This is a genomic window from Clostridium sp. MF28 (genome assembly GCF_002969175.1).
Lineage (GTDB): Bacteria > Bacillota > Clostridia > Clostridiales > Clostridiaceae > Clostridium > Clostridium beijerinckii.
Genome location: NZ_CP014331.1, coordinates 1,148,471 through 1,170,652, shown reverse-complemented (window position 1 = coordinate 1,170,652; position 22,182 = coordinate 1,148,471). Strand labels below are relative to the sequence as shown.

20 protein-coding genes, 1 riboswitch and 1 other annotated feature are annotated in these 22,182 nt (G+C 28.6%); of the genes, 15 read left to right on the top strand and 5 right to left on the bottom strand.

Annotated elements, in window-relative coordinates:
- Positions 1-35: 35 nt before the first annotated feature.
- The 6 genes from AXY43_RS05015 to AXY43_RS04990 all read left to right on the top strand — a co-directional run bounded on the left by AXY43_RS05015 (position 36) and on the right by AXY43_RS04990 (position 7,050).
- Complete coding sequence (locus AXY43_RS05015; protein WP_039769261.1) at positions 36-530, top strand: prolyl-tRNA synthetase associated domain-containing protein; 495 nt, start codon at positions 36-38, stop codon at positions 528-530.
- Between the two features lie 20 nt (positions 531-550).
- A complete protein-coding gene (locus AXY43_RS05010) occupies positions 551-901 on the top strand; it encodes an SdpI family protein (RefSeq protein WP_087703123.1) in 351 nt (116 codons plus the stop codon).
- A 118-nt stretch (positions 902-1,019) separates the two neighbouring features.
- Complete coding sequence (locus AXY43_RS05005; RefSeq protein WP_105411124.1) at positions 1,020-4,130, top strand: PAS domain S-box protein; 3,111 nt, start codon at positions 1,020-1,022, stop codon at positions 4,128-4,130.
- Positions 4,131-4,276: 146 nt separating this feature from the next.
- Positions 4,277-4,330: a sequence feature (sodium ion sensor (DUF1646 type); this cis-regulatory element may regulate processes involved in with the transportation of sodium ions), on the top strand.
- A gap of 160 nt (positions 4,331-4,490) precedes the next feature.
- Positions 4,491-5,522 (top strand): DUF1646 family protein, encoded by a 1,032-nt coding sequence (locus AXY43_RS05000; protein WP_105411123.1) that lies wholly within the window; start codon positions 4,491-4,493, stop codon positions 5,520-5,522.
- Positions 5,523-5,691: 169 nt separating this feature from the next.
- Positions 5,692-5,940: an AbrB/MazE/SpoVT family DNA-binding domain-containing protein gene (locus AXY43_RS04995; protein ID WP_012059552.1), complete on the top strand. Its 249-nt coding sequence runs from the start codon at positions 5,692-5,694 to the stop codon at positions 5,938-5,940.
- 426 nt (positions 5,941-6,366) lie between these two features.
- Entirely contained in the window at positions 6,367-7,050 is a 684-nt protein-coding gene (locus AXY43_RS04990) for a YjgB family protein (protein ID WP_039769271.1), read from the top strand.
- Positions 7,051-7,123: 73 nt separating this feature from the next.
- Here the strand turns inward: AXY43_RS04990 and AXY43_RS04985 are convergent, their stop codons facing one another.
- Together AXY43_RS04985 and AXY43_RS04980 are read right to left on the bottom strand one after the other, a co-directional pair.
- Positions 7,124-8,053 (bottom strand): peptidoglycan-binding protein, encoded by a 930-nt coding sequence (locus AXY43_RS04985; RefSeq protein WP_087703119.1) that lies wholly within the window; start codon positions 8,051-8,053, stop codon positions 7,124-7,126.
- A gap of 183 nt (positions 8,054-8,236) precedes the next feature.
- A complete protein-coding gene (locus AXY43_RS04980) occupies positions 8,237-9,094 on the bottom strand; it encodes an AraC family transcriptional regulator (RefSeq protein WP_077837695.1) in 858 nt (285 codons plus the stop codon).
- A gap of 190 nt (positions 9,095-9,284) precedes the next feature.
- Between AXY43_RS04980 and AXY43_RS04975 the strand changes: the two genes are divergently transcribed.
- The 4 genes from AXY43_RS04975 (at position 9,285) to rodA (ending at position 12,863) form a co-directional block, all read left to right on the top strand.
- Positions 9,285-10,088, top strand: coding sequence for a gluconate 5-dehydrogenase (locus AXY43_RS04975; protein WP_023974393.1), 804 nt, complete (start codon positions 9,285-9,287; stop codon positions 10,086-10,088).
- Positions 10,089-10,103: 15 nt separating this feature from the next.
- A complete protein-coding gene (locus tag AXY43_RS04970; RefSeq protein ID WP_105411122.1) occupies positions 10,104-10,742 on the top strand; it encodes an RpiB/LacA/LacB family sugar-phosphate isomerase in 639 nt (212 codons plus the stop codon).
- 187 nt (positions 10,743-10,929) lie between these two features.
- Complete coding sequence (locus tag AXY43_RS04965) at positions 10,930-11,265, top strand: cupin domain-containing protein (protein ID WP_017210985.1); 336 nt, start codon at positions 10,930-10,932, stop codon at positions 11,263-11,265.
- A 479-nt stretch (positions 11,266-11,744) separates the two neighbouring features.
- A complete protein-coding gene (gene rodA / locus AXY43_RS04960; protein WP_039769276.1) occupies positions 11,745-12,863 on the top strand; it encodes a rod shape-determining protein RodA in 1,119 nt (372 codons plus the stop codon).
- A gap of 324 nt (positions 12,864-13,187) precedes the next feature.
- Here rodA and AXY43_RS04955 read toward each other — a convergent pair whose 3' ends face one another.
- Together AXY43_RS04955 and AXY43_RS04950 are read right to left on the bottom strand one after the other, a co-directional pair.
- Entirely contained in the window at positions 13,188-14,429 is a 1,242-nt protein-coding gene (locus tag AXY43_RS04955) for an Nramp family divalent metal transporter (protein ID WP_105411121.1), read from the bottom strand.
- Positions 14,426-15,682, bottom strand: coding sequence for a magnesium transporter (locus AXY43_RS04950; RefSeq protein WP_105411120.1), 1,257 nt, complete (start codon positions 15,680-15,682; stop codon positions 14,426-14,428). Before AXY43_RS04950 ends, AXY43_RS04955 begins: the two co-directional genes overlap by 4 nt.
- A 237-nt stretch (positions 15,683-15,919) precedes the next feature.
- A riboswitch (M-box (ykoK) riboswitch) is annotated at positions 15,920-16,091 on the bottom strand.
- Between the two features lie 230 nt (positions 16,092-16,321).
- Between AXY43_RS04950 and AXY43_RS04945 the strand changes: the two genes are divergently transcribed.
- On the top strand, positions 16,322-16,828 hold the full coding sequence (locus AXY43_RS04945; protein ID WP_105411119.1) for a phage tail protein: 507 nt from the start codon (positions 16,322-16,324) through the stop codon (positions 16,826-16,828).
- 251 nt (positions 16,829-17,079) lie between these two features.
- Here the strand turns inward: AXY43_RS04945 and AXY43_RS04940 are convergent, their stop codons facing one another.
- Entirely contained in the window at positions 17,080-17,772 is a 693-nt protein-coding gene (locus AXY43_RS04940) for a YjjG family noncanonical pyrimidine nucleotidase (RefSeq protein WP_039769282.1), read from the bottom strand.
- A gap of 129 nt (positions 17,773-17,901) precedes the next feature.
- On the opposite strand from AXY43_RS04940, the gene AXY43_RS04935 reads away from it, so the two are divergent.
- From AXY43_RS04935 to AXY43_RS04920, 4 genes are all read left to right on the top strand, one after another.
- On the top strand, positions 17,902-18,591 hold the full coding sequence (locus AXY43_RS04935; protein ID WP_017210991.1) for a Crp/Fnr family transcriptional regulator: 690 nt from the start codon (positions 17,902-17,904) through the stop codon (positions 18,589-18,591).
- Between the two features lie 385 nt (positions 18,592-18,976).
- Complete coding sequence (locus tag AXY43_RS04930; protein ID WP_039769284.1) at positions 18,977-19,633, top strand: response regulator transcription factor; 657 nt, start codon at positions 18,977-18,979, stop codon at positions 19,631-19,633.
- A gap of 5 nt (positions 19,634-19,638) precedes the next feature.
- Positions 19,639-21,099: a sensor histidine kinase gene (locus tag AXY43_RS04925; protein ID WP_105411118.1), complete on the top strand. Its 1,461-nt coding sequence runs from the start codon at positions 19,639-19,641 to the stop codon at positions 21,097-21,099.
- Between the two features lie 237 nt (positions 21,100-21,336).
- The gene (locus AXY43_RS04920; protein ID WP_105411117.1) at positions 21,337-22,182 is read left to right on the top strand and encodes a hypothetical protein; all 846 of its coding nucleotides are present in this window, start codon (positions 21,337-21,339) and stop codon (positions 22,180-22,182) included.

Genomic DNA, 22,182 nt, shown 5'->3' with positions numbered 1-22,182 from the left:
GAAGGCGTATATATTCTTATAGAAAAGGAGAAAAAATGAGTACTACAAATGAGCAGAAAGTGTATGAAATATTAGATTTATTAGGTATTAAGTATACTAAATATGAGCATAATCCAATATATACAGTTGAAGAAGCTAAAAATTTAGATATCGATATTCCAGGAGGTCATTGTAAAAATCTTTTTATTAGGAACAGAAAAGGAGACACCCATTACTTAGTTGTTTTAGATGAAAATAAGAGAGTTGATTTAAAGGCTTTAGATAAGCAAATTGGAAGTACTAGGTTATCGTTTGCATCAGAAGAACGTTTATATAAATATTTAAATCTAACACCAGGATCAGTTACTCCTTTTGGATTAATAAACGATTCTAATAGAGAAGTTATAGTATTAATAGATAAAGATTTAGCTAATCAGGATATTGTAAATTTTCATCCTAATGTAAATACAGCGACAATAGGAATTTCTTATAAAGATTTTGAAAAATTTATTTTGTGGCGTAAAAATGGATTTAAATATATAGATATATAGCTTAAATGGAGGAAAGTTTTATGGAGATATTAGGTAGCCTAGGACTAAGTGTAGTATTTCTTATTTTTGGTGTAATATTAAAATTGTGGCCGCCGAAGGAGATAAATAGTTTTTATGGATATAGAACTCCTTTTTCTAAGAAAAATAATGATGTATGGAAAGAAGCAAATACCTATGGTGGAACAATGATGATATTAGGTGCAGTTATAGCTATAATTTTCTCGATTATAATAACTTCTTTATATGGGAACGATCCAGGCAGATCAAATATAATATGTGTTATGGGATCTTTAATAATTGTTTTAATATCAATATTTTATACAGAGGTTCATTTAAGAAAAGTATTTGATAAAGATGGTAAACGTAAATAAGAGTAATAATTCTACTTTTTACGTAGTTTTGTAGAAAAATATGTCATATTATGCTAAAATATCCCTATGCGAATATTATAACTAATGATAATTGTTATTAGCAATGGGGGTGTCATAAATGAAAGAAGAAAAGCTTAGTAAATACAAGAAAAGTCCAATTTTTTTAGTTATAGAAAATGGTTTGATTGTTGATGTTAGTGCACAGTTTATAGAATTAACAGAGTATAGGTATGAGGAATTATTAAATAGTAGCATAATTAATGTGTTTGAAAAATTAAGGGTTGGTCCAAACATTAATACTAGCGATATTGATGAGAAGATCAACTATTTTTTGTTCACGAAATCTTTAGGAGTTAAATTTGTTAATATAAAAGTAATATGTGAGAAAGAAAAAGAGATATATATCTTTAGTGAAAAAATGAATTCTAATATTGAAATTAAACATTCATTTTTAAATGAATTAATTTTAGATAATTATTATGGAGTAGGAGTATATAGTCTTCCAGATATGACGCTTCTTAAAACTAATGAGAAGTATGTAAGTTTTATGGATGCGCCTTTTAATAAAGTAGAAAATTGTATAGGAAAACATATATCTGAGTTCACGACAGGCTTTAAGGGAAGTGCATATGAAAGGCTGTGGGATAATTTACTTAGAACAAAGCGTGCATGCAACATAGATGAATATCAGTATGATGGTTTTAGTAGGGGAATTACTTATTGGAGAATATCATTAATACCTATTTTTGAAGATGGTGAAATAAAATATTGCGTTGCAATGCTTACAGAAACAACTGAACAGGTGGTATATAGAAAAAAAATTGAGGAACAGGCAGAAATAATTAAGCAGCAGAATTATACGTTAAAACGACAGGCAGACATGTTGAACTTATCAAGAGAAGCTATTTTTGCTTGGAAATTAAATGGAAGTATTACTTATTGGAATAAAGGTGCAGAGCTTATGTATGGCTATACCAGCGATGAGGCTGTTGGCTGCATAAGTCATGATTTATTAAAAACTGTTCGTTCGGTAGACATAAATACTATTAAGGAGAGTATACTGGAAGATGGTGTATGGAGCGGTGAAATAGAGCATACTAAAAAAGATGGAAAAAAACTTATCATTGAAACAAGTCATCAAATTTTTGTTGATGAATATGGGCAGCTAGTAGTACTTGAAACTAATCGTGATATAACTGAAAGGAAGAAGTTAGAAGAGGAAATTAGGCATCAAAAAGCTGAATTAGATGATATTATACAAAGTATAGATGATGCTTTGGTTATTTATGATAGTAATAAAAATTGCTATTTAACTAATAAATCTGCTGAAGAATATTTTAAGGGGACTAATCTTAGGCGGATAAGTAATCCTAATCATTTTAAATTTCATGATTTAAATGGAGATGAGATTCCTAAAGAAAAAATGACTATTTCAAAAGTATTTAAGGGAGAAGTAGTTATAAATGACATAATGACTCTAAAAAATGCTACTACAACAAAACATATTAGTTTAAATGGAAGACCTATTTATGATAGCAATGGAAATATAAAATTTGCAGTTCTTTGCTGTCACGATATTACACATGATATTGAAGCACAGATGCTTATAGAACAACAAAATAAAAAACTTGAAGCAATTATTAGCAGTGCATCAGATGGAATGTTTTTGTTTAATCCAGATAACAGTGTAACTTTATTAAATAAAGAATCAGAAAAATTTATATACGATATTAATGGATATAAAAGCATTGGTGATACGTGCAAAGATACTAAATACTATGATAAAGATGGAAATCTGCTTGAAGTAAATGATCTACCAGGTATTAAGTTAAAGAATAGTGAGAGTATTAAAAACTTCATTATTACAGCTAAAGGACCAGATAAAACTATTCATTATAGTGTAAGCGCTTGCCCAATATATGATGATAGGAAAAATTTAATTACAAAATTGATTTCTGCTCATGATATTACGGAGCGGTTTAATAATGAAAGAAAAATATTGGAGCAAAAAGAGCAGTTACAGGCCATTCTTGATAATATGCAAGATTCAGTTTATGTTTTTAATAAAGATGGCGAAATTTTCTTGAAAAATAAGATGGCGCAAAAAAGAATGAGTCATATTGGGGATTATAATCATCCAAATGATACAAACAAAAAGTTTTTAGATTTAGATGGATCTGAGATTATAGCAGAAGATATACCACATTGTAAGATTATACATGGAGAATACGTTAAAGAATACTTTATGAAGATAAAAATAGGGGAGTGTGAACAATATGTTTCCGTGAGTGGAACTCCTGTTTTTGATAAAGAAGGAAACTTTGCTTATGGAATTATTAATAGTAGAGATATAACAGATTTCATGGAAAATCAGAAAGCTTTAGAAAAAATTCAAATTAAGCTTTTGGAAGCTGAACGAGAAAAAAATGAGACTCTTGAAAAAGCATTAGAAATGAAAGATGAGTTTTTATCACTTATATCCCATGAGTTTAGAACACCTCTTAATGTTATAAATTCTGCTATTCAAGCGATAGATTATTTTTGCAGTGAAGAATTATCGGACAGGCTCAAAAAGTACTTAAGGATGATAAGATTAAATTCATTTAGGCAGCTAAGACTAGTAAATAATATATTGGATATTACCAGAGCTAATGCAGGAAGAATAAAAGTTAATAAAAGCAACATAGATATAATATTTATGACTAAGGCTATTGTTGATTCGGTATATACGTATGCTAGTCAAAAGAGCATTGATATAATATTTTCATCATCAGTTAAACAAAAGATAGTTGGGATAGATGATGAAAAGTATGAAAGAATACTGCTCAATCTCTTATCAAATGCCATTAAATTTACTCCAGAAGGAAAATCAATTAGTGTAAAAATACTCTCAAGAAGAGATGGCATCTGTATTAAAGTTAAAGATAAAGGTATAGGAATACCTCAAGAGAAAGCCGATATAATTTTTGAAAGGTTTGGTCAGGTTGATAGTTCTTTATCAAGACAAGCAGAAGGAACTGGAATAGGTTTATCTTTGGTTAAGAAATTTGTTGAAGCAATTGGAGGAACTATATCTCTTAAAAGTAAGGTCGGAAGAGGAAGTGCTTTCTCAATATTTCTTCCTAGTGAAAGCATAGTTCAAGAGAAGGGTGAAAGCGAAGTGGTAGAGTTTTCTGGAAATCGTCTAATACAAACTACACATGTAGAGTTTTCGGATATTTATTCATAGAAAATTACCGTAGATTTTTATTAAACTATCTCATTGCTAAATGCAATTTATAAAAATATATTGCTAGTATTTATTACATATTCCATTTGAATTTTTATAGATTCTATGCTATAATTTTGAAAGATTTAATAGAATATTTTTTTATCGGTTGGACAAGTTTGCACTTGATTCCAAGAAATTTGTTTCCAGGGTGGGAAACTCTTATTTGAGTTTCCCACTTTTTTTATTACTATATCTAGCTAAAGTGCTAAATTAAAAATGCCAGGAGATTAACTTTAAATCATTTGTAATTTTGTTAATTATGGTGAAAATCTAATAGGAATTAAGCAGTAATCAAGTCCATTTTATGAAGAAAGGGCAGTGTTGAAATTGTTTTATGTATTAATATTATTATTGGTAGTGACATTTGTATTACCAATAGTATCAAAGAAAGTTGAAAATAATCTTGAAATATTTTTATTTATAGTAGGAGTATTAGCATGTGTCACATCAGGAGCTATAAATAAAGAATTATTTTTAGGAATTATTCAAAATAAATTTATGTATACAATAGCTGTTGCAGTACTAATTGGTGGATTTATATTTAAATCTCTATCAACTCATATAGAAGGAGCACTTACATATATTCTTAAATATGTACCATTAAAATTTTTTGTATTTTTGTTAATAGTTATTATTGGGTTTTTATCAAGCATAATAACTGCCATTATTGCAGCTCTGCTTTTAGTAGAAATAGTTAGTATATTGCCGATAAGTAGAAAAAATAAAATCAATATTGATGTGGTTGCATGTTTTTCAATTGGAATCGGAGCTGTATTAACACCTATAGGAGAGCCATTGTCTACAATGATTGTTTCAAAACTTAATGTGAGCTTTTGGTATCTATTAGATAAGTATGGAGTCTATATAATACCTGCTATATTTATTCTTGGAATTATTGGTACATTTTACGGTATTCAAGAAAAAATAGAATCAAATAATACAGAAGAAATTATTATAGAAGAAACTAACAAGGAAATATTCATAAGAGCACTTAAAATTATTTTATTTATTATAGCTTTGGAATTACTTGGGGAAGGCTTTAAAACATTAATTGATACTTATGTAATAAATCTTCATACTGGCTATTTATACTGGTTTAATATGTCATCAGCCGTTCTTGATAATGCAACACTAGCAGCTGCTGAAATAAGTGTGAAAATGTCTGAGGTACAGGTTAAAGCGGTGTTAATGGGGCTACTCATTAGTGGGGGAATGATGATTCCAGGGAATATTCCTAATATCATTTCTGCCGATAAATTAAAAATTAACAGCAAGGAATGGATGAAGCTTGGGATTCCACTTGGAATGACTATCATGATAATTTATTATATTATTCTATTTAAAATATAGAATTTTTTGAAAAATGTAAAAATATTTAAAATCTATCAATAACGCTGATAATAAGAATCTAAAGCTAAAAAATGGTATTAATTTGCCATAATTTGAAAAAATGAGACTGTAAATAATTTCCGAAATATATTATAGTAGAATTATAATATATTAAGGGGGAACGTTGATAATGAGAGCAACAGGAATGGTAAGAAAAGTCGATGAACTCGGAAGAGTCGTAATTCCAAAGGAAACAAGGAAATTACTTTCAATTAATGAAAAGGACTCTTTAGAAATTTTTGAAGAAGAAAAGAAAATAATATTAAAAAAATATGCTCCTGGATGTATTTTTTGCGGCAATATAAAAAGTGTTACTAAATTTAAAGAAGTTGCTATCTGCGAAGAATGTATAAAAGAATTAAAGAAATTAAATACATAAGAAAATTCAATTCTCTTTTATGAAGTTTTAAGAAAATTACTAATGATGTAATTCTATTTAATCAAGGCTTAGATTTTTAGTATCAAAAAAATCTAAGCCTTGATTTTAATACCATCTATTGATTATAAATTATTCTTAAAAGGAAAAAGTTATATTAACGAAACTCATAAATCCTCAAGATTTTATTATAGAAGTAAGTTTATTAGTAATTTTATTTATTAAGAGGTTCCTATTTAAATGATAAAAGTGATAAAATTAGAGTATAATAACCATATTTTTTAATGAGTAATAATATGAATCATGGGTATTATATAATTGTGGTATTTTAGTGAATCTAAGTTAAAATATTTATATAAAAGGAAAGGAAGTGAGTATTTAGGCTAAGGAATTTATAGATTCTTATAGTGATATGCCTAAAGAAATGATATGAGTTTATTTTTTAATAAAAAATCAATAGTAATAATTGTTATGACCTTGTTTGTAACTATAATGGCAGGATGCTCGAATTCAAGTAAGCCTTCAGGTGATGCAGCAAATAATGGCAAAAACAGCAGTGAAACTAGTGAAAGCAGTGAAGACAAAAATTCAAAGTCAGATGCTCCTTCAGAAAATAGTAATGTTGAGACGTCAAATACTGAAAACAATGCACAGAAAGCCGTTCTTGATAATATTAAGAAATTATCTGAAGAGGGGAAGATTATTAACTGCGATTTCCCAGTAAAAACTTCAACTCTACAGGATATAGAAAAAAAGTGGGGAAAAGCAGATAAATCAGATTGGGTAGGAGAAGCAAAAGGAAATTATGCTACTTATTCAAGTAAGAATGTTGTCTTTGGTACTAATAAAGGTGATCAAGTTTTTGAAGTTAGATCATTTGACAGTCAGCTAAAACAAATTTCACTTTCAGATGTTAAAGACTTTTTTGGTCAGCCAGATCATGATGTTACATCAAATGGGGAAAGGATTATAGGCTATAAATCTGGAAGCGAGTTTAAGATTTTATTTGTTTTTAAGGACTCTGGAAATGATCCTAAATTGGACCATTACTCAGTATTATATCCTAGTGGAACTAAAAATAATATGTCTGGTGATAAGGGCAGAGAATGGTAGATTAGTAATAAGGATATGCTTTTGAATATTTATTTTGAGGCATATCCTTATTATGTAATAAAAAATATAGTAATTAGTAGATATCACTCCTAAAAACTCTAAGACAAATATCATAATATTTTTGCCTGCCACTAAGGCCATTTAATCCACCATTAACAGCTCTTGTTATAGTTTCAACAGAAGATCTGCTATCGCAAAGAGAATTCATATTATTAGTATACCACCAGAAACCTGCACTCATCCAAGGATAATTAGCTGCTACGTAGCTAACTCCATCCATAATATTTTTGTCGCGCATATAATTTGAAAAACTTTGGTAGTTACTTCGACCGGTTATTTGTATATAACCAGCACCCTTAAATTTTGGACCATCTCCAGGATATATGTTTCCTAAATCCTCACGACCTTCGTATTTATAACCAGGATCAACTTCTTTAGTGTAAAGTCCACATTCAGATTCATAACTGCATTGGCTTATAAAATGCCTTAATCTTGGAAAGGTTATTATAGCAAATGTTTTTAAGCAGCTATTTAGCTCATTGATTTGATTAATGGATACATTTTTCCAACCCACTTCATTAAGCTGATTTATTGAAACAATTTGTTCAGATGTTGAAGACGGCGGTGTACTTGGTGTTTGACTAACCAAAGCTGCTAATGTACTAGATCCAACCATTCCATCCGCCACAAGACCGTTTTCTCTTTGGAATTTTACTACTGTATTATAGGTATTAATGCCAGCAATACCATCAACAGTTAAGACATAGCCTTTGCTATTAAGTTGCTGCTGAATTAATTGAATATCTGTTTTTAAAATAGTCCAAGTAGTATCATCAACTACACCATTAGCAGTTAATCCCTTTGAATTCTGGTATTTTATCACTGCATTATATGTTGTAGTTGAAAATTCCCCATTAACTATATCAAAATAGTAACATTTGATTTTTAAGGCATATTGCAGATAAGTAACGTAAGAACCAGTAGAGCCTTTTTCCAGTAACATAATCATATCTCCTTTAAAATTGTTAAACTAATCAAAATTTAAAAATGCATGACTTTATTTTCATATTATGCTTTATATAAACTCAAAAACTAAGTTTCCGCTAAAGATTTCACTTTAGTTAATTAGATAATGTTACTAATAAATATATTATGGATTTAAGGTAGTTATACAAAAAATTAAGTGTTAACTTATACTAAATGTTGAATATTTTTTAGGAGAAATTCCAACTGCATTTTTAAAGGTTTTTAGAAAATTAGTATAATCATTAAAACCACATTTTTCACAAACCTCATTGACATTTGTGCCATTAGCTAACAATGACTTAGCTATGGTTATTCTTCGTGCTGAAATATATTTATTTATAGTAGTTCCAGTAGCTGATTTAAATATTCTACATATATAAGATGGACTTAAATAAAAATGATTTGCTAAATAGTCAATGGTAATAGGTTCAGTAATATTTTCATTTATATATGTTATAATTTCTTGGACTTGTTGATTGTATTTATAAGAGTGATCATCAATATGTAAGTTATTATTTGCAATATAAATTCCATTTAATAAAGTAATTAGTTCTAAAAAAGATGCATATTCAATTATGTCAGAGCCATATCCATTAGTAGCTATTATCTTATTGATAAAATAAAGAAAATGTTGTTGCTGTTCTTTATTTAAAGAGATCTTATGATTGAAATTCTCACTACGATTTGTGAAACAATAACTTAAATCTGTTTTATCACTTGATATAGATTTAAGAAATTCTGGATGAATCGATATAACAATTCGTTCATGAGCCCTATCAACCTTGGAAACGTGATGGCTTTCATATTGATTAATTACAAATAAGTCCCCAGGGCTAATATCATATAGCTTATTATGAATAAGTATTTGCTTTCCACCGGATATAGAGTAATATATTTCATAGCAATCATGTATATGTATGTCCATCGTTTTTTCTTCTTTATATAGGCGTGCAATAGAGAAATAGCGTTGTTCTAAGCAGTTCTTTATGGAAGCCTTACAAGAATTTTCTTCTTTCATAAATAAAACTTCTCCTTTCATTTTTAGTGTAAGTTTACTTTAAAAACATCAGTACCTAATATATAATGCATTCATTATAAATCTATGGTTCAAGATTTGCAATATTTTCGAAAGGATATAACAAGAAATTGATTATATGTAGTGATATACTGTAAATATAAAATGTAACACATAGAGGAGGATTTTAATTATGGGAATTATGGATGGATTTTCATTAAAGGGAAAAATTGCATTAGTAACAGGTGCTTCTTATGGTATAGGGTTTAGTATCGCAAAATCTTATGCTGAAGCAGGAGCTACTATTGTATTTAACGATATTAATCAAGAATTAGTAGATAAAGGACTAGCAGCTTACACAGAATCAGGAATAAAAGCTCATGGCTATGTTTGTGATGTAACAGATGAAGCTAAAGTAAATGAATTAGTTGAAAAAATTGAAAAAGAAGTTGGAGTAATTGATATTCTTGTAAATAATGCAGGTATAATCAGACGTATTCCAATGCTTGAAATGAAAGCAGAAGACTTCCGTAAGGTTATTGATGTAGATTTAAATGCACCATTTATTGTGTCTAAAGCAGTAATACCAGGAATGATAAAAAAAGGTCACGGAAAGATAATAAACATTTGTTCAATGATGAGTGAGTTAGGTAGAGAGACAGTTTCAGCATATGCAGCAGCAAAAGGTGGATTAAAGATGTTAACAAAGAACATTGCTTCTGAATATGGAGAATATAATATCCAATGTAATGGTATAGGGCCTGGATATATAGCTACACCACAAACAGCACCACTTAGAGAAGTTCAACCAGATGGTTCGAAACACCCATTTGATCAATTTATAATTGCAAAGACACCAGCAGCGCGTTGGGGAACAGCAGAAGATTTAGCAGGACCAGCTGTATTCTTAGCATCTGATGCATCAGACTTTGTTAATGGTCATATTTTATATGTAGATGGTGGTATCTTAGCTTATATAGGAAAACAACCTCAATAGGAAAGGAACGATAGTATGAAAATAGCATTAATAAATGAGAACAGTCAAGCAGCAAAAAATTCAATTATATATGAGTCGCTAAAAAAAGTTGTAGAGCCAAAAGGTCATGAAGTATTTAACTATGGAATGTATGGAGTAGAAGGGGAAGCACAATTAACATATGTTCAAAATGGTATTTTAGCTGCAATATTATTAAACTCAGGAGCAGCAGATTATATAATTACAGGATGTGGAACAGGGGAAGGTGCAATGCTTGCATGTAATGCATTCCCAGGTGTTTTATGCGGTCATATAGTAGATCCATCTGATGCGTACATGTTTGCACAAATAAATGATGGAAATGCAATTTCTCTTCCGTTTGCCAAAGGATTTGGATGGGGAGCTGAATTAAATTTAGAATACATCTTTGAAAAATTATTTGAAGGTGAAAGTGGTCAAGGATATCCAAAGGATAGAGTAGTACCAGAACAAAGAAATAAAAAAATACTAGATGAAGTTAAAAAGGTAACACATACAGATATGTTAACAATCTTAAAGAATATAGATCGAGATTTATTAAAAGGTGCTGTAAGTGGAACTAATTTTAAAGAATATTTCTTTGATAACTGTAAATGCGATGAGATCAAAGAATATATAAAAAATGTATTAGCTTAGTAGATTATAAATATATTTTTGTAACTTATATGTGAGTAATATATTAAAGAATAATGAGTATGTTTTGCTAAATGTTCAACTATTTTAAGAATGTAAACAAACATACTCATTGCGTTGCTAATTGAAATAATATGACTGCATAATAATTAAATGAGATTTATCTATAACGTAAGGGAGGATATGTAAAATGTTTTGTTTTAATAAAGATGTTGAATTTGAGATTCTAGATGAAAACACTAAAAGAAAGGTATTAGTACATGATGAAAAGATGATGGCTGTAGAAGTACATTTTAAAAAAGTAACTAATAACGTAGAGACTCATTCTCATGTACATGATCAGTTATCATATGTGTTAAAAGGTTCTTTTAAATTTATAGTTGGTGATAAAAGCGAGATTGTTAGAGAAGGTGATACAATCTTCATGCCATCAAATATTCCCCATGGATGCATTGTGCTAGAAGATAATTCTATTGTTTATGATGTATTTACGCCAGAAAGAAAAGATTTTTTAAAAAATAACTAAAAGAAACATTTAAAATTTCTACTATAGTAATACTTATAGTAGGAATTTTTTATTTAAATCAAAAACTCTAGCAGTACTACTAGAGTTTTTTGAAATAAAAGGGAGTATAAATAAAAGTATAATAGGAATAGCTATGTCTTATTTATTATAATGATCTAATAGTCATTTTGTTCCATAATTTTGAAATTATTAGATGTAAAATTTAATAGGAAATAATGAAAGTAGGTGTGTTACAAAAAATTTAGGTGTATATTTATTAGTGTTAGTATACTTATAAAATTAGAGTATCTATGAGTTTAGCAATATATAATAATTGGAAATTTAAATGTGAGAATTTAGGTTAAAAATTTGATTATATATTGAAATATCAAGTATTAAATTAAAATTAAGATTTGGCACAAATGGTTGAATATTACTATTTATTAATACATAATTATCATATAAACTAATTGTTTCGACTTTTCAGGAGGAAATTTTACATGAATAAATATTTGATTAATAGCAAGCTTTTAAAACAATTAGATATTACTATGTTTGTGACAGCTATTTTTATTACAATCTTTGGAATCATAAACATTTATAGTGTAACTCATATAAAGTTTGGATTCTATTATGCTGAACTGCAAATGTTGTGGCTAATTGTTGGACTAGCAATTGTATATTTTATTTTAGTATTTGATTATAATACTATAGGTGGTTATGCAAAACTAATTTATTGGGCAGGAGTAGGACTTTTATTATTTAATGATATAACAAGCAAAGCAGTAAAAGGTGCATCATCATGGATAAGGATTGGAAATAGAGCTATAGAACCTGGTGAATTTGTAAAGTTTGGATTAATACTAATCCTTGCAAAAAAGTTAGATGATCTAGATGGCGATATTAACAATCCAAAAAACTTTCTTATCTTATCTTTTTATGCCTTAATTCCAATGTTTCTAATTGTAATTCAACCTAATTTAGGAATGACTCTTATTTGTTTCTTTATTACGTTAGGAATATACTTCATTTCTGGATTAAACTTAAAGGTTCTTGTCGCAGGCTTTTTCTCAGTTGTCCCACTAAGTCTTATTATATGGTTTAGTGATATATTAAAACCATATCAAAGACAGAGAATATTGGTATTCTTGGATCCAGAATCATATCAGCAGAATGCTGGTTTTCAATTAATGCAGTCTATAACAGGTATTGGAGCTGGTGGGTTAATTGGCTCTGGATTTTTAAAAGGAGTTCGTGCATCCGGTGGCTTCATTCCTGAGGTCCATACTGATTTTATATTTTCTGCAGTTGGAGAGGAATGGGGATTTTTTGGGGCACTTTTTCTCATAGCTTTATATAGTATTTTAATATATAAAATGATTAAGCATGCAAAAGAATCAAAAGATATTATTGGACGTCTCATTTGTGTTGGAACTGCATCTGGTTTCTTATTTTCAATTTTTCAGAACATTGGTATGACTATTGGAATTATGCCAATTGCAGGAATTACTCTTCCATTTATGAGCTATGGAGGAAGCTCTATACTTGTAAATTTTATGTCATTAGGAATTGTATTAAATGTAGGAATGAGAAAAAGTAGACTTAACTTTTGTAGTTAAAATATATAGTCAATATATTTCATTTAATGAGTAATTATATATAAATTCTGTATAATTTATTAGTTATAAGACTATCTAACTTACATTCTCTGATAGTTTAGACAACACCTCAATGTAATAAAAGTTTAGAATAGATATTATATATTTCGAATAAATAAAGTTAAGTGTACAAAGGAAGATAAGTAATACTTATGGTAATTAATAAAATGGAACAATGTATGTTATTTAAAGCATACATTGTTCCATTTTACTTATAAAGATCTATAAATAATAAAAAGTATAATATATATTTTATTTCATAAGAATTTGTGCAGATTTATATAATTATGAAATAAGAGGCGATACAAATAAAATTATTGATAGAATTATAATAAATATAACTGTAGCCCAAGAAACAATATTTTGAGTCTTATTATTAACGTATTCACCCATTATACGCTTATCATTAATTAAAATTATCATAAATGTTAATATTATAGGAGATAGCAAACCAGCAATTTGCTGTGATACAAGTATAATTTGAATAAGCGATATTCCAGGAAGAAGTATAAATAATGCTCCAAGAACAATTATACCAGTATATATTCCAAAGAAAGCTGGAGCGTCCTTGTAATCATTATCCACACCACTTTCCCAGCCAAAAGCTTCACATATCGCATAGGACGTAGAAAGTGGGATGACAGCAGTAGCAAGAACTGAAGCACCAAAAAGTCCAGAACCAAAAAGTATAAATGCAGCTTCACCAGCAAGTGGTTTTAAAGAAATTGCAGCCTCTTCTGCACTAGTTATTGTTATTCCAGCTTTATAAAGTGTTACGGCTGTACATACAATTATGAAAAATGCTACTGCATTCCCCCAGAAAGCGCCTAAATAAACATCAAGTTTTTCGTATTTATACTCAGATATACTGATTTTTTTATCTACTATTGATGATTGGAGGTAAAACTGCATATAAGGTGTAATTGTTGTACCAATCATTCCTATAAAGGTAAGAAGAAAACCTGTATTTAATTCAATGGTAGGCGTCATCATTGATTTCATTACGTGTCCCCAATCAGGTTTAGTTAAAAAAGCTGATATAATATAAGTAAAAAATACAAGAGTAAACAATAGGAAGATATTTTCTACTTTTTTATATGAACCTTTAGTAACAAGTAACCAGATTACTACAGAAACAATAGGGATAGATATATATTTGCTTACATCAAATAATTCTAAGCTTGCTGCAATTCCTGCAAAATCACCAAAAACAACACCCATATTGGCAACTAGTAAAATGGTCATTGCAAAGAAAGTAAGCTTAACTCCGAATTTTTCTCTAATTAAATCAGACAAACCTTTACCAGTTACCACCGCCATTCTTGCATTCATCTCCTGTATAACTGCAAGACTGAAAGTGATTAAAAGTAATCCCCATAGCATTTTATATCCATAAGACGCACCAACAGATGCATAAGTTGTAATCCCACCAGCATCATTTCCTGCATTAACAGTAATTAATCCTGGGCCAATAATAGTCATAATGAAAAGTAGCTTTTTAAATCTACCGGATAATACTTTCTTCATAGTGCAACCCTCCTTAAGCGTGAATATTCATGGATACTGTCATTTAATGATACTACACCAACTAAATTATTATCTTCATCAATAATAGGAATTGAAACAAGATTATACTTATGCATTAAGCTTATAGCATCTTCTATTTCATCCGTATCCCTTAAACTTTCAGGTCTAGTTGTCATTATATTATAAAGTTTTGTATCTGGTTTTGAAGTAATAAGTGAGAATAAAGAAGTAACCCCAATAAGATTATCTTTATCATTTGTTATATATATATAATAACTTTCATCTTCATCAGGCGCATTTTCTTGAATCCACTTAAATACATCACTTACAGTTACATCAGGTAAGAAGGTTAGAAAATCTTTTGACATAATACTTCCTACAGTTTCTTTTTCGTATTCCATAAGCTCTCTAATTTCATCCTGACTTTCTTCGTCCATGTGTGTTAATAGTTTTTCAACTCTATCTTCATCCATCTCTTCTAAAATATCAGCTATTTCATCAGAAGGCATAATCTCAAGTATATCAGAAGCTTTTTCATCAGACATAGATTTTAATAAATTTACTTGAACATCAGTTTCGATTTCCTCGAGAACTTCAGCAGCTTTTTGATTGTTTAAGCTGTGAAACAATATATCTCTGCTTTTGGTATCAAGATCTTCGATTATATCTGCTAAATCTGCTGCGTGTAGAGTTTCAATTTTGCTTGCTGGCATTTGAAGTTGTAGATTGTTAACCCCAGTAGACAAAGTCTGCACATCATCCCATATAATTAACTTGTTTCTTAATCTATACTTTAAAGCTTCTGTTAATATTATAAAAGGATATTCTACACCAAGACGCCTGAGTAATCCTCTAGTTCCTATATCAACGGCAACAAGCTGCCATTTGGAATTTATATTTCCAAGTCGTACATCATTTACACGTTCTACTTTTTTGCCGTTTATGTCTACTATTTGTTTATCTAAGAAATCTCTTACTAAAAAAATATCATCTTCACCAGGAAACTTTATTGTAAGGCTCTCGCTATTAATTTTAATATGATACTTTTCTTTTTCATCTTTGAATATATCTAGCGCATCAGCAGATAGATAAAAAGATTTTTTCCAATTTGTAATTTGTATATATACTACAGTTGGTTTTTCTTGACTAAAATCAAGAATAAGGTCATTTAGTTTACCAATTATTTGGCCAGAAATATTATGAATTTCTTTATGAATAATTTTACTTACAAAGAAATTTGTTATTTTTTCCATGTTTTTCACCCTTTCAATTCAGGGCATAAAGAGAGTATCCAATTAATGCCCTAAAAATATTATTGCTTGAATTTAAATAAAAATGTATATTACAACTTTCCGTATCATGGTCATCCACTGGATACACCTCCTTTAAAAAATAATAAAAGCCCTTCACCATAAGTGAAGGGCACAATAATCAAACACAACATTATACAAATATACGGAATGCAGTAGCGCAAAGTACATTTGTTGTATTAACACCTTCACTCGTTGAGTTTTAGCACTATAGAGCATAGAAAACCATATGGTTTTCGGCTACATTAAGTAGAACCTTAATCCGGTAATACCTGTTGACCCATTGGCGTCTTTCGACGTTTCCGGGCAGCAGCATGTATCTATATAGGAGCCTCACCTAACAAAGTTTTTATTTAGCTTTTGTTTTCCGCCTTAATTTTACTACGACATGGTATAAGCCGTCAATAGTAGAAAAAAATTTTTTATATACATAGTAAGTGGAGTTTTATGCAGTTATATTTTTAATATGGAAGTTATAAAACACTAAAGTAAGAATTGATTATAATTGCAAAAAATTAGAATAAAATGTAATATTAATATGATATAATAATATTATTAATTGAATGGATAGGGGACGATAAAATGGTAAAAAGGTTAATAATATCATCATTACTGGCCATATCAGTGATAGGGATTATTCCAGTATCAGCTTCTGCGACTTGGAAGCAAGATAAATATAAACATTCTTATTGGGTAGAGAATGGTGTAAAAGCTAAAGGATGGAAACAAATCAATGGAGACTGGTATTATTTTAAGGAAGATGGTTCAATAACAAACCAATGGATGGAGTATAATGGAAATTGGTATTATTTTTGGACAAATGGAGTTATGGCATCAAATTCCTGGTTGAAGAATAACGGAATGTGGTATTACTTTGATGGAAGTGGAAAATTAGTGCAAGATTCAATTATTATTGGAGATAAAAAATATGATTTTACTACTTTAACATTTATATTCTCAAAATACTTAACTACTGGTCAAAATATAAATATTGTTGGTGCAGACAATAAAAATATTTCAGATAGTCAAAACACAGCAAATAATCAAGTAAATCAATCATCTGAAAACAATGAAACAAGTAAGAATTAAGGAAAATAACAATATTTAATATAATATTTTAGATCTGGAAGACTAACAGATTGAAGTTGAATTATTCTGTTAGTCTTCTTTATTTTAAAGAAAATTACAGAATTTCGTATAATGAAAGTTTAGTGTCATTTTGCTTTAGATTTATTTATAAAGAATGAATTATAATATTTAGGATTAGGTCGTAGTGACCTAATCCTAAATATTACATGTGCATAAAGATTAAGCATGTCCTAAAAAAATACTAGTAAATTCTAAGAATTAAGGAGTAAATGATTAAGCTCTTCAAAGGTAGAAATTTCATACTTAGGTGATATATTTGAATTATTCTCAAGTTTATTTGGATTGTACCAACAGGTATCTATACCGAAATTGATTCCACCCTGTATATCGGAAGTTAAACTATCTCCAACCATAAGTACTGTGTTTTTATTAGTGTGGCGTATGTTTTTTAAAGCATGTCCAAATATTTCTGGATTAGGTTTTGAGATGGAGATTTCCTCAGATATCACTACATCTTCAAAATATTTTGATATAGTTGACTTTCTAATTCTATTTTCTTGTACAGCTGTGAGACCATTAGTAATTATTGAGAGTTTATAGTTTTTAATCAAATGCTCTACAAGCTCTAGGCTACCATCAAATAAAAAGGAGCAGTTAGACAAGTTTTTCATATATGATTTAGCAAATTCAATCTCATCAAAAGAAATTTTAAGTTTATCCGCAAGTCTTTTAAATCTTTCTACCTTGAGTTTTTCCTGAGTAATTAAGCCTTGTTCAAACTCTTTCCATATAGCAGTATTTATATCGTGATATATTTTTAAGTGGTAATTTTCATCGTAATTGATATTAAATTCGAGTATAGTGTTTTTGAAAGCCTCTCTTTCAGATTTTTTGAAATCAAATAAGGTATCGTCTGCATCAAATAGTATAACTTCATAGTTCATAATATGTCCTCCGTATAGTTGTATATAAATTTGTAAAAATCAAAATTTAATTTTATTTACAATGTCCTGTTAATAAAATAATATATTTATAGGAATTTGAAAATGACATAAGTCATGTTAGGAGAGTCTATGAAAAAAATTTTAGATAATAAACTTTTAAATTATTATATTAAAAAGCATAACATACAAAGCATATTTGATGACACGATACTAAAACATTTTCAGCTTCATTTCTATGAAAAAGAAGAATATATAATGAAGTCAGAAGAAAAACTTGAATATTATTATCTAATTGTAGATGGGAAAATTAAAGTGTTTTATCCTTTTGAAAATGGTAAATCAATGCTATTAAAATTTTATAGAGATTTTAATACTGTAGGAGATTTAGAACTTTTAAAAAACATTCCTATACTTTGCAATATTAATGCAGTAGAAGATACTTATTTAATAGGAATTCCATCAGATATATTAAGAGAAAACTATTTCGATAATACAAAGTTTTTACATCATTTAGTAGATTCTTTAAGTGAAAAACTTTATGTAACTATTAATAATAGCTCATATAATTTTGTGTATCCACTTATTAATAGGTTATCTAGTTATTTGATGGAACATATAATAGATGAAAGTTACATAATTTTAAATTCATCTTATTTAGAGATTGCTGAATTTTTAGGAACGACTTACAGGCATTTAAATAGAACGTTTAAAGAATTGGAATCACAGGGAATCATAAAGTGTGAAAATAAGAAGATAAATATACTAGATATGAAAAAATTAAATGAGCTTTCAAAAAACATTTATGTAAAATCTCTTTAATATAAATAATGGATGACTTTTAAGACGTGTAAGGGTATAACTTAAGAAGATAAAGTATGAAGTTAGTTAGATTAATTATGCAAACAGAAAATACTTAGAGAAATACGAACTCTAAGTATTTTTTAGTGCCAAAATATATCATAAAATCTTAAGGGATAAAATAAGCTTATTTAAATATTTTAAACATTGTGAAAATTTAAGGGCTTAGGTCTATTATGAAGTAAGCATGATTTAGCTATCTTGAGTGAGTATATGAAATAAGGCTAAATTTATTTTACAACTATTTTGCAATTTCTTTGGAAGTTATGTTATATAATGGAGATGAAAGTTAAATTGAAGAATTTACTTTAAAATATCACGTTAGTTATTAGGGGGAAATACATAATTGAAGATAAATATTTTAATTGTAGAAGATGATGAAGCTATATCTAATTTAATACGGATAAGCCTAGGAATAGCTGGTTATGAATGCAAGCAGGTATTTGATGGAATGGAGGCTTTTAACTTAATTAAAAAAGAGTCTTTTGATCTTGTACTTATGGATATTATGCTGCCAGGTATAGACGGATTCGAATTAATGAAAAGGATAAAAAGTTTAAATGTACCAGTAATATTTCTGACTGCTAAAAATGGGCTTGCTGATAAAATAACTGGCTTAAAATCTGGTGCAGAAGATTATATTGTTAAACCATTTGAAACAGTTGAATTATTAGCAAGAATTGAAATAGTACTAAGAAGATATTCAAAAAATAATAACTGTATAGAATTTAAAAGACTAAAAATATATGAAGACGAAAGAATTATAAAAAATGGAGATGAGACAATTGATCTTACTTTAAAGGAATTTGAGCTCATACTTTTGCTTGTGAAAAATAAAAATATGGCATTATCTAGGGAGTATTTATTAGAAAAAATTTGGGGATATGAGTATATGGGGGAGACCAGAACAATAGATACTCATATACAAAAAATAAGAAAAAAGCTTGATATTGGGGATAACATAAAAACTGTATATAAAATTGGATATAGGTTAGAGGAGTGAAATACATGAAGTTGTGGCTTAAAATATATCTTTTTTCGTTACTATTACTTGTATTCACTTTGAACATAGCTGGATTTATATTGATACAAAAACTTCATAATGATCTGCTACAAAAAGAAGTTGATAAATGCCTTGCAGAACAAAAATTTGCTTCTTCACAATTAAGTGTTAATTCTATGTATATGCAAAAAATCTATTCAAGTAATACCTACGATATAAATATATTAATTGGGACTTTAATGGATGAATATAATAAGGCTACTAATAGTGGAGCAGAACAGCATGGAGACGTAGAAATTTTGGATTCTAGGAATAATATATTATTTTCAGACATGAAATTTCCATTTTCAAACGAAAAGGATGAACTAGAAGACCTTTTGCCAGGAAAAACTAATTATATTATTAGGACAGTAGATGGTAAACAGTATTTGTACGCTAGCAGCTTAGTTAATGTATATGACTATCCAATAAAAGTACACTATGCGAAAGATATTTCAAATATATATTCTGAAAAAATAAATCAATATGCTCTCTTTATGAAATTAGATATTTTAATCTGTTCTATTTTTGCTATATTTATGTTTTTTATAAGCAAATTAATAACAAAACCAATAAATACATTAATAGCTTCGACCCAGAAAATATCTCTTGGCCAGTATGCAGAAAGGGTGAGAATTAAATCAAGAGATGAGTTTAGCGTGCTTTCCAATAATTTTAATCTTATGGCACAGACAATAGAAGATAAAATAAACGAACTTGAAACATCTAATATTGAGAAGGAAACCTTTATAAATAATCTGACTCATGAACTTAAGACACCTTTAACTTCAATAATTGGATATGCAAATTTAATTAGAACATCAAAATATAATGAAGAGGTATTTGTTGAAGCTTCGGATTACATATATAAAGAAGGAAAAAGGCTTGAAAAGATGGCTTTTAAAATGATGGATTTAATTTATACAAAGACTCAAGAAATCGAGTTAATGCCTGAAAAAATATCTACTATAATAAACGAGGTTAGAAGATTGTTATCTAGTAAACTTAAAGATAAAAATATAGACCTAATTATTGAAGGAGAGGATTGCGTACTAGATATAGAAAAGGATCTAATTACTATGGCATTATCTAATCTAGTTGAAAATGCTATAAAAGCATCTAAAAATAATTCGAAAATATATATAAAAATATACACTTTTCAGAGTAAAACTCACCTATCTGTTGTAGATTCAGGTTTAGGAATAGCCAAAGAACATTTAGATAAACTTTGGCAGCCATTTTATGTAGTTGATAAAGCTAGAAGTAGAAAAAATAATGGAGCAGGAATTGGTCTTTCTATATGTAAAAAGATAGCAGAGGTTCATAATGCAGATATTAAAATAAATAGTAATTTAGGTATAGGAACGGAAGTTATTTTAATTTTTAATAGTCATATTGCTGAAATAAATGATAAGCATGTGAATTAAAAGGTACGAACGTAGCTTATATGCATATCTTAAAAATAGTTTTAGATAGTTTGAATAAAAATAATCGTAAATAGAAATAGAGAGTTCTGGATTTTTGATTGAGTTTATTAGTGAAGTATATGTAAGTTTACAACTATTTTACAACTATAATAAACTTTTGGGACATTCAAATTTTATACTTAAAGAGTGGGGTAAGTACTTACGCACAATTAAAAAATATATTATGGAGGGATTATTGTGCATTCTAAAAAAATAGTAGCAGTATTGTTAATAGTAGGAGTAGTAGCATCTACTTTTGCTATATTTAATCAAATTAATATGAAAGGAGCTTTTGCAGATACTATAAAACAAAATGTTGTCTACACTAAAGAGGATACTTCATCAGTTTCTCAAGATGATGGGACTGGAAAAATAACTGGCGATGAGAAGGAAGCTTATAGGCAGAAATCCTTAGGTATATTAAAAGAATATTTTAACATATCATCTGTTGAAGAAAATGAAGATTTTAAGTTTGGCGCATGTATATTAAATGAAAAAACTTTGGATGCAATAAAGCCACTAGAAAAAAAAGATATACAAGATTCATATGATAAGAAAGAAATATCTAAGGAAGAATATGATAAGGAAATGGCTTATGCTGAAGAAAATGATAATGGACTTAAGGATAGGGTAGCAAAATTAAAGCACGGAATGGTTCAAACTGGATGGGTTGGAATTAATGAAGATAAATGCTATATGTTTGATTTTAATGAAAACACAAAGGAAATAGATAATGTATTGATTAGTGAAGGATATCTTGATGAATCCAAACCTAAGTTAACAATTTCTCAAGAACAATTAAAAAATACAGCTGAAGATTTTATTAAGCAGCATAAGCTAGGGGATATAGAAAAACCTAAATGTATACTTGTAGCAGGAGAAAATGGACATCGTCTTTTTTATCAAGATGAAAATAATTCTTCTAAAAAAGTGGAGATATTTATTAGTCCATATACAGGTAAGGTAGATGGTTTTTCGATAAAAGCATATGCAGATTTAGAATACAATATAGAAATTAATGAAACTAGGCTTGGCACTAAATAG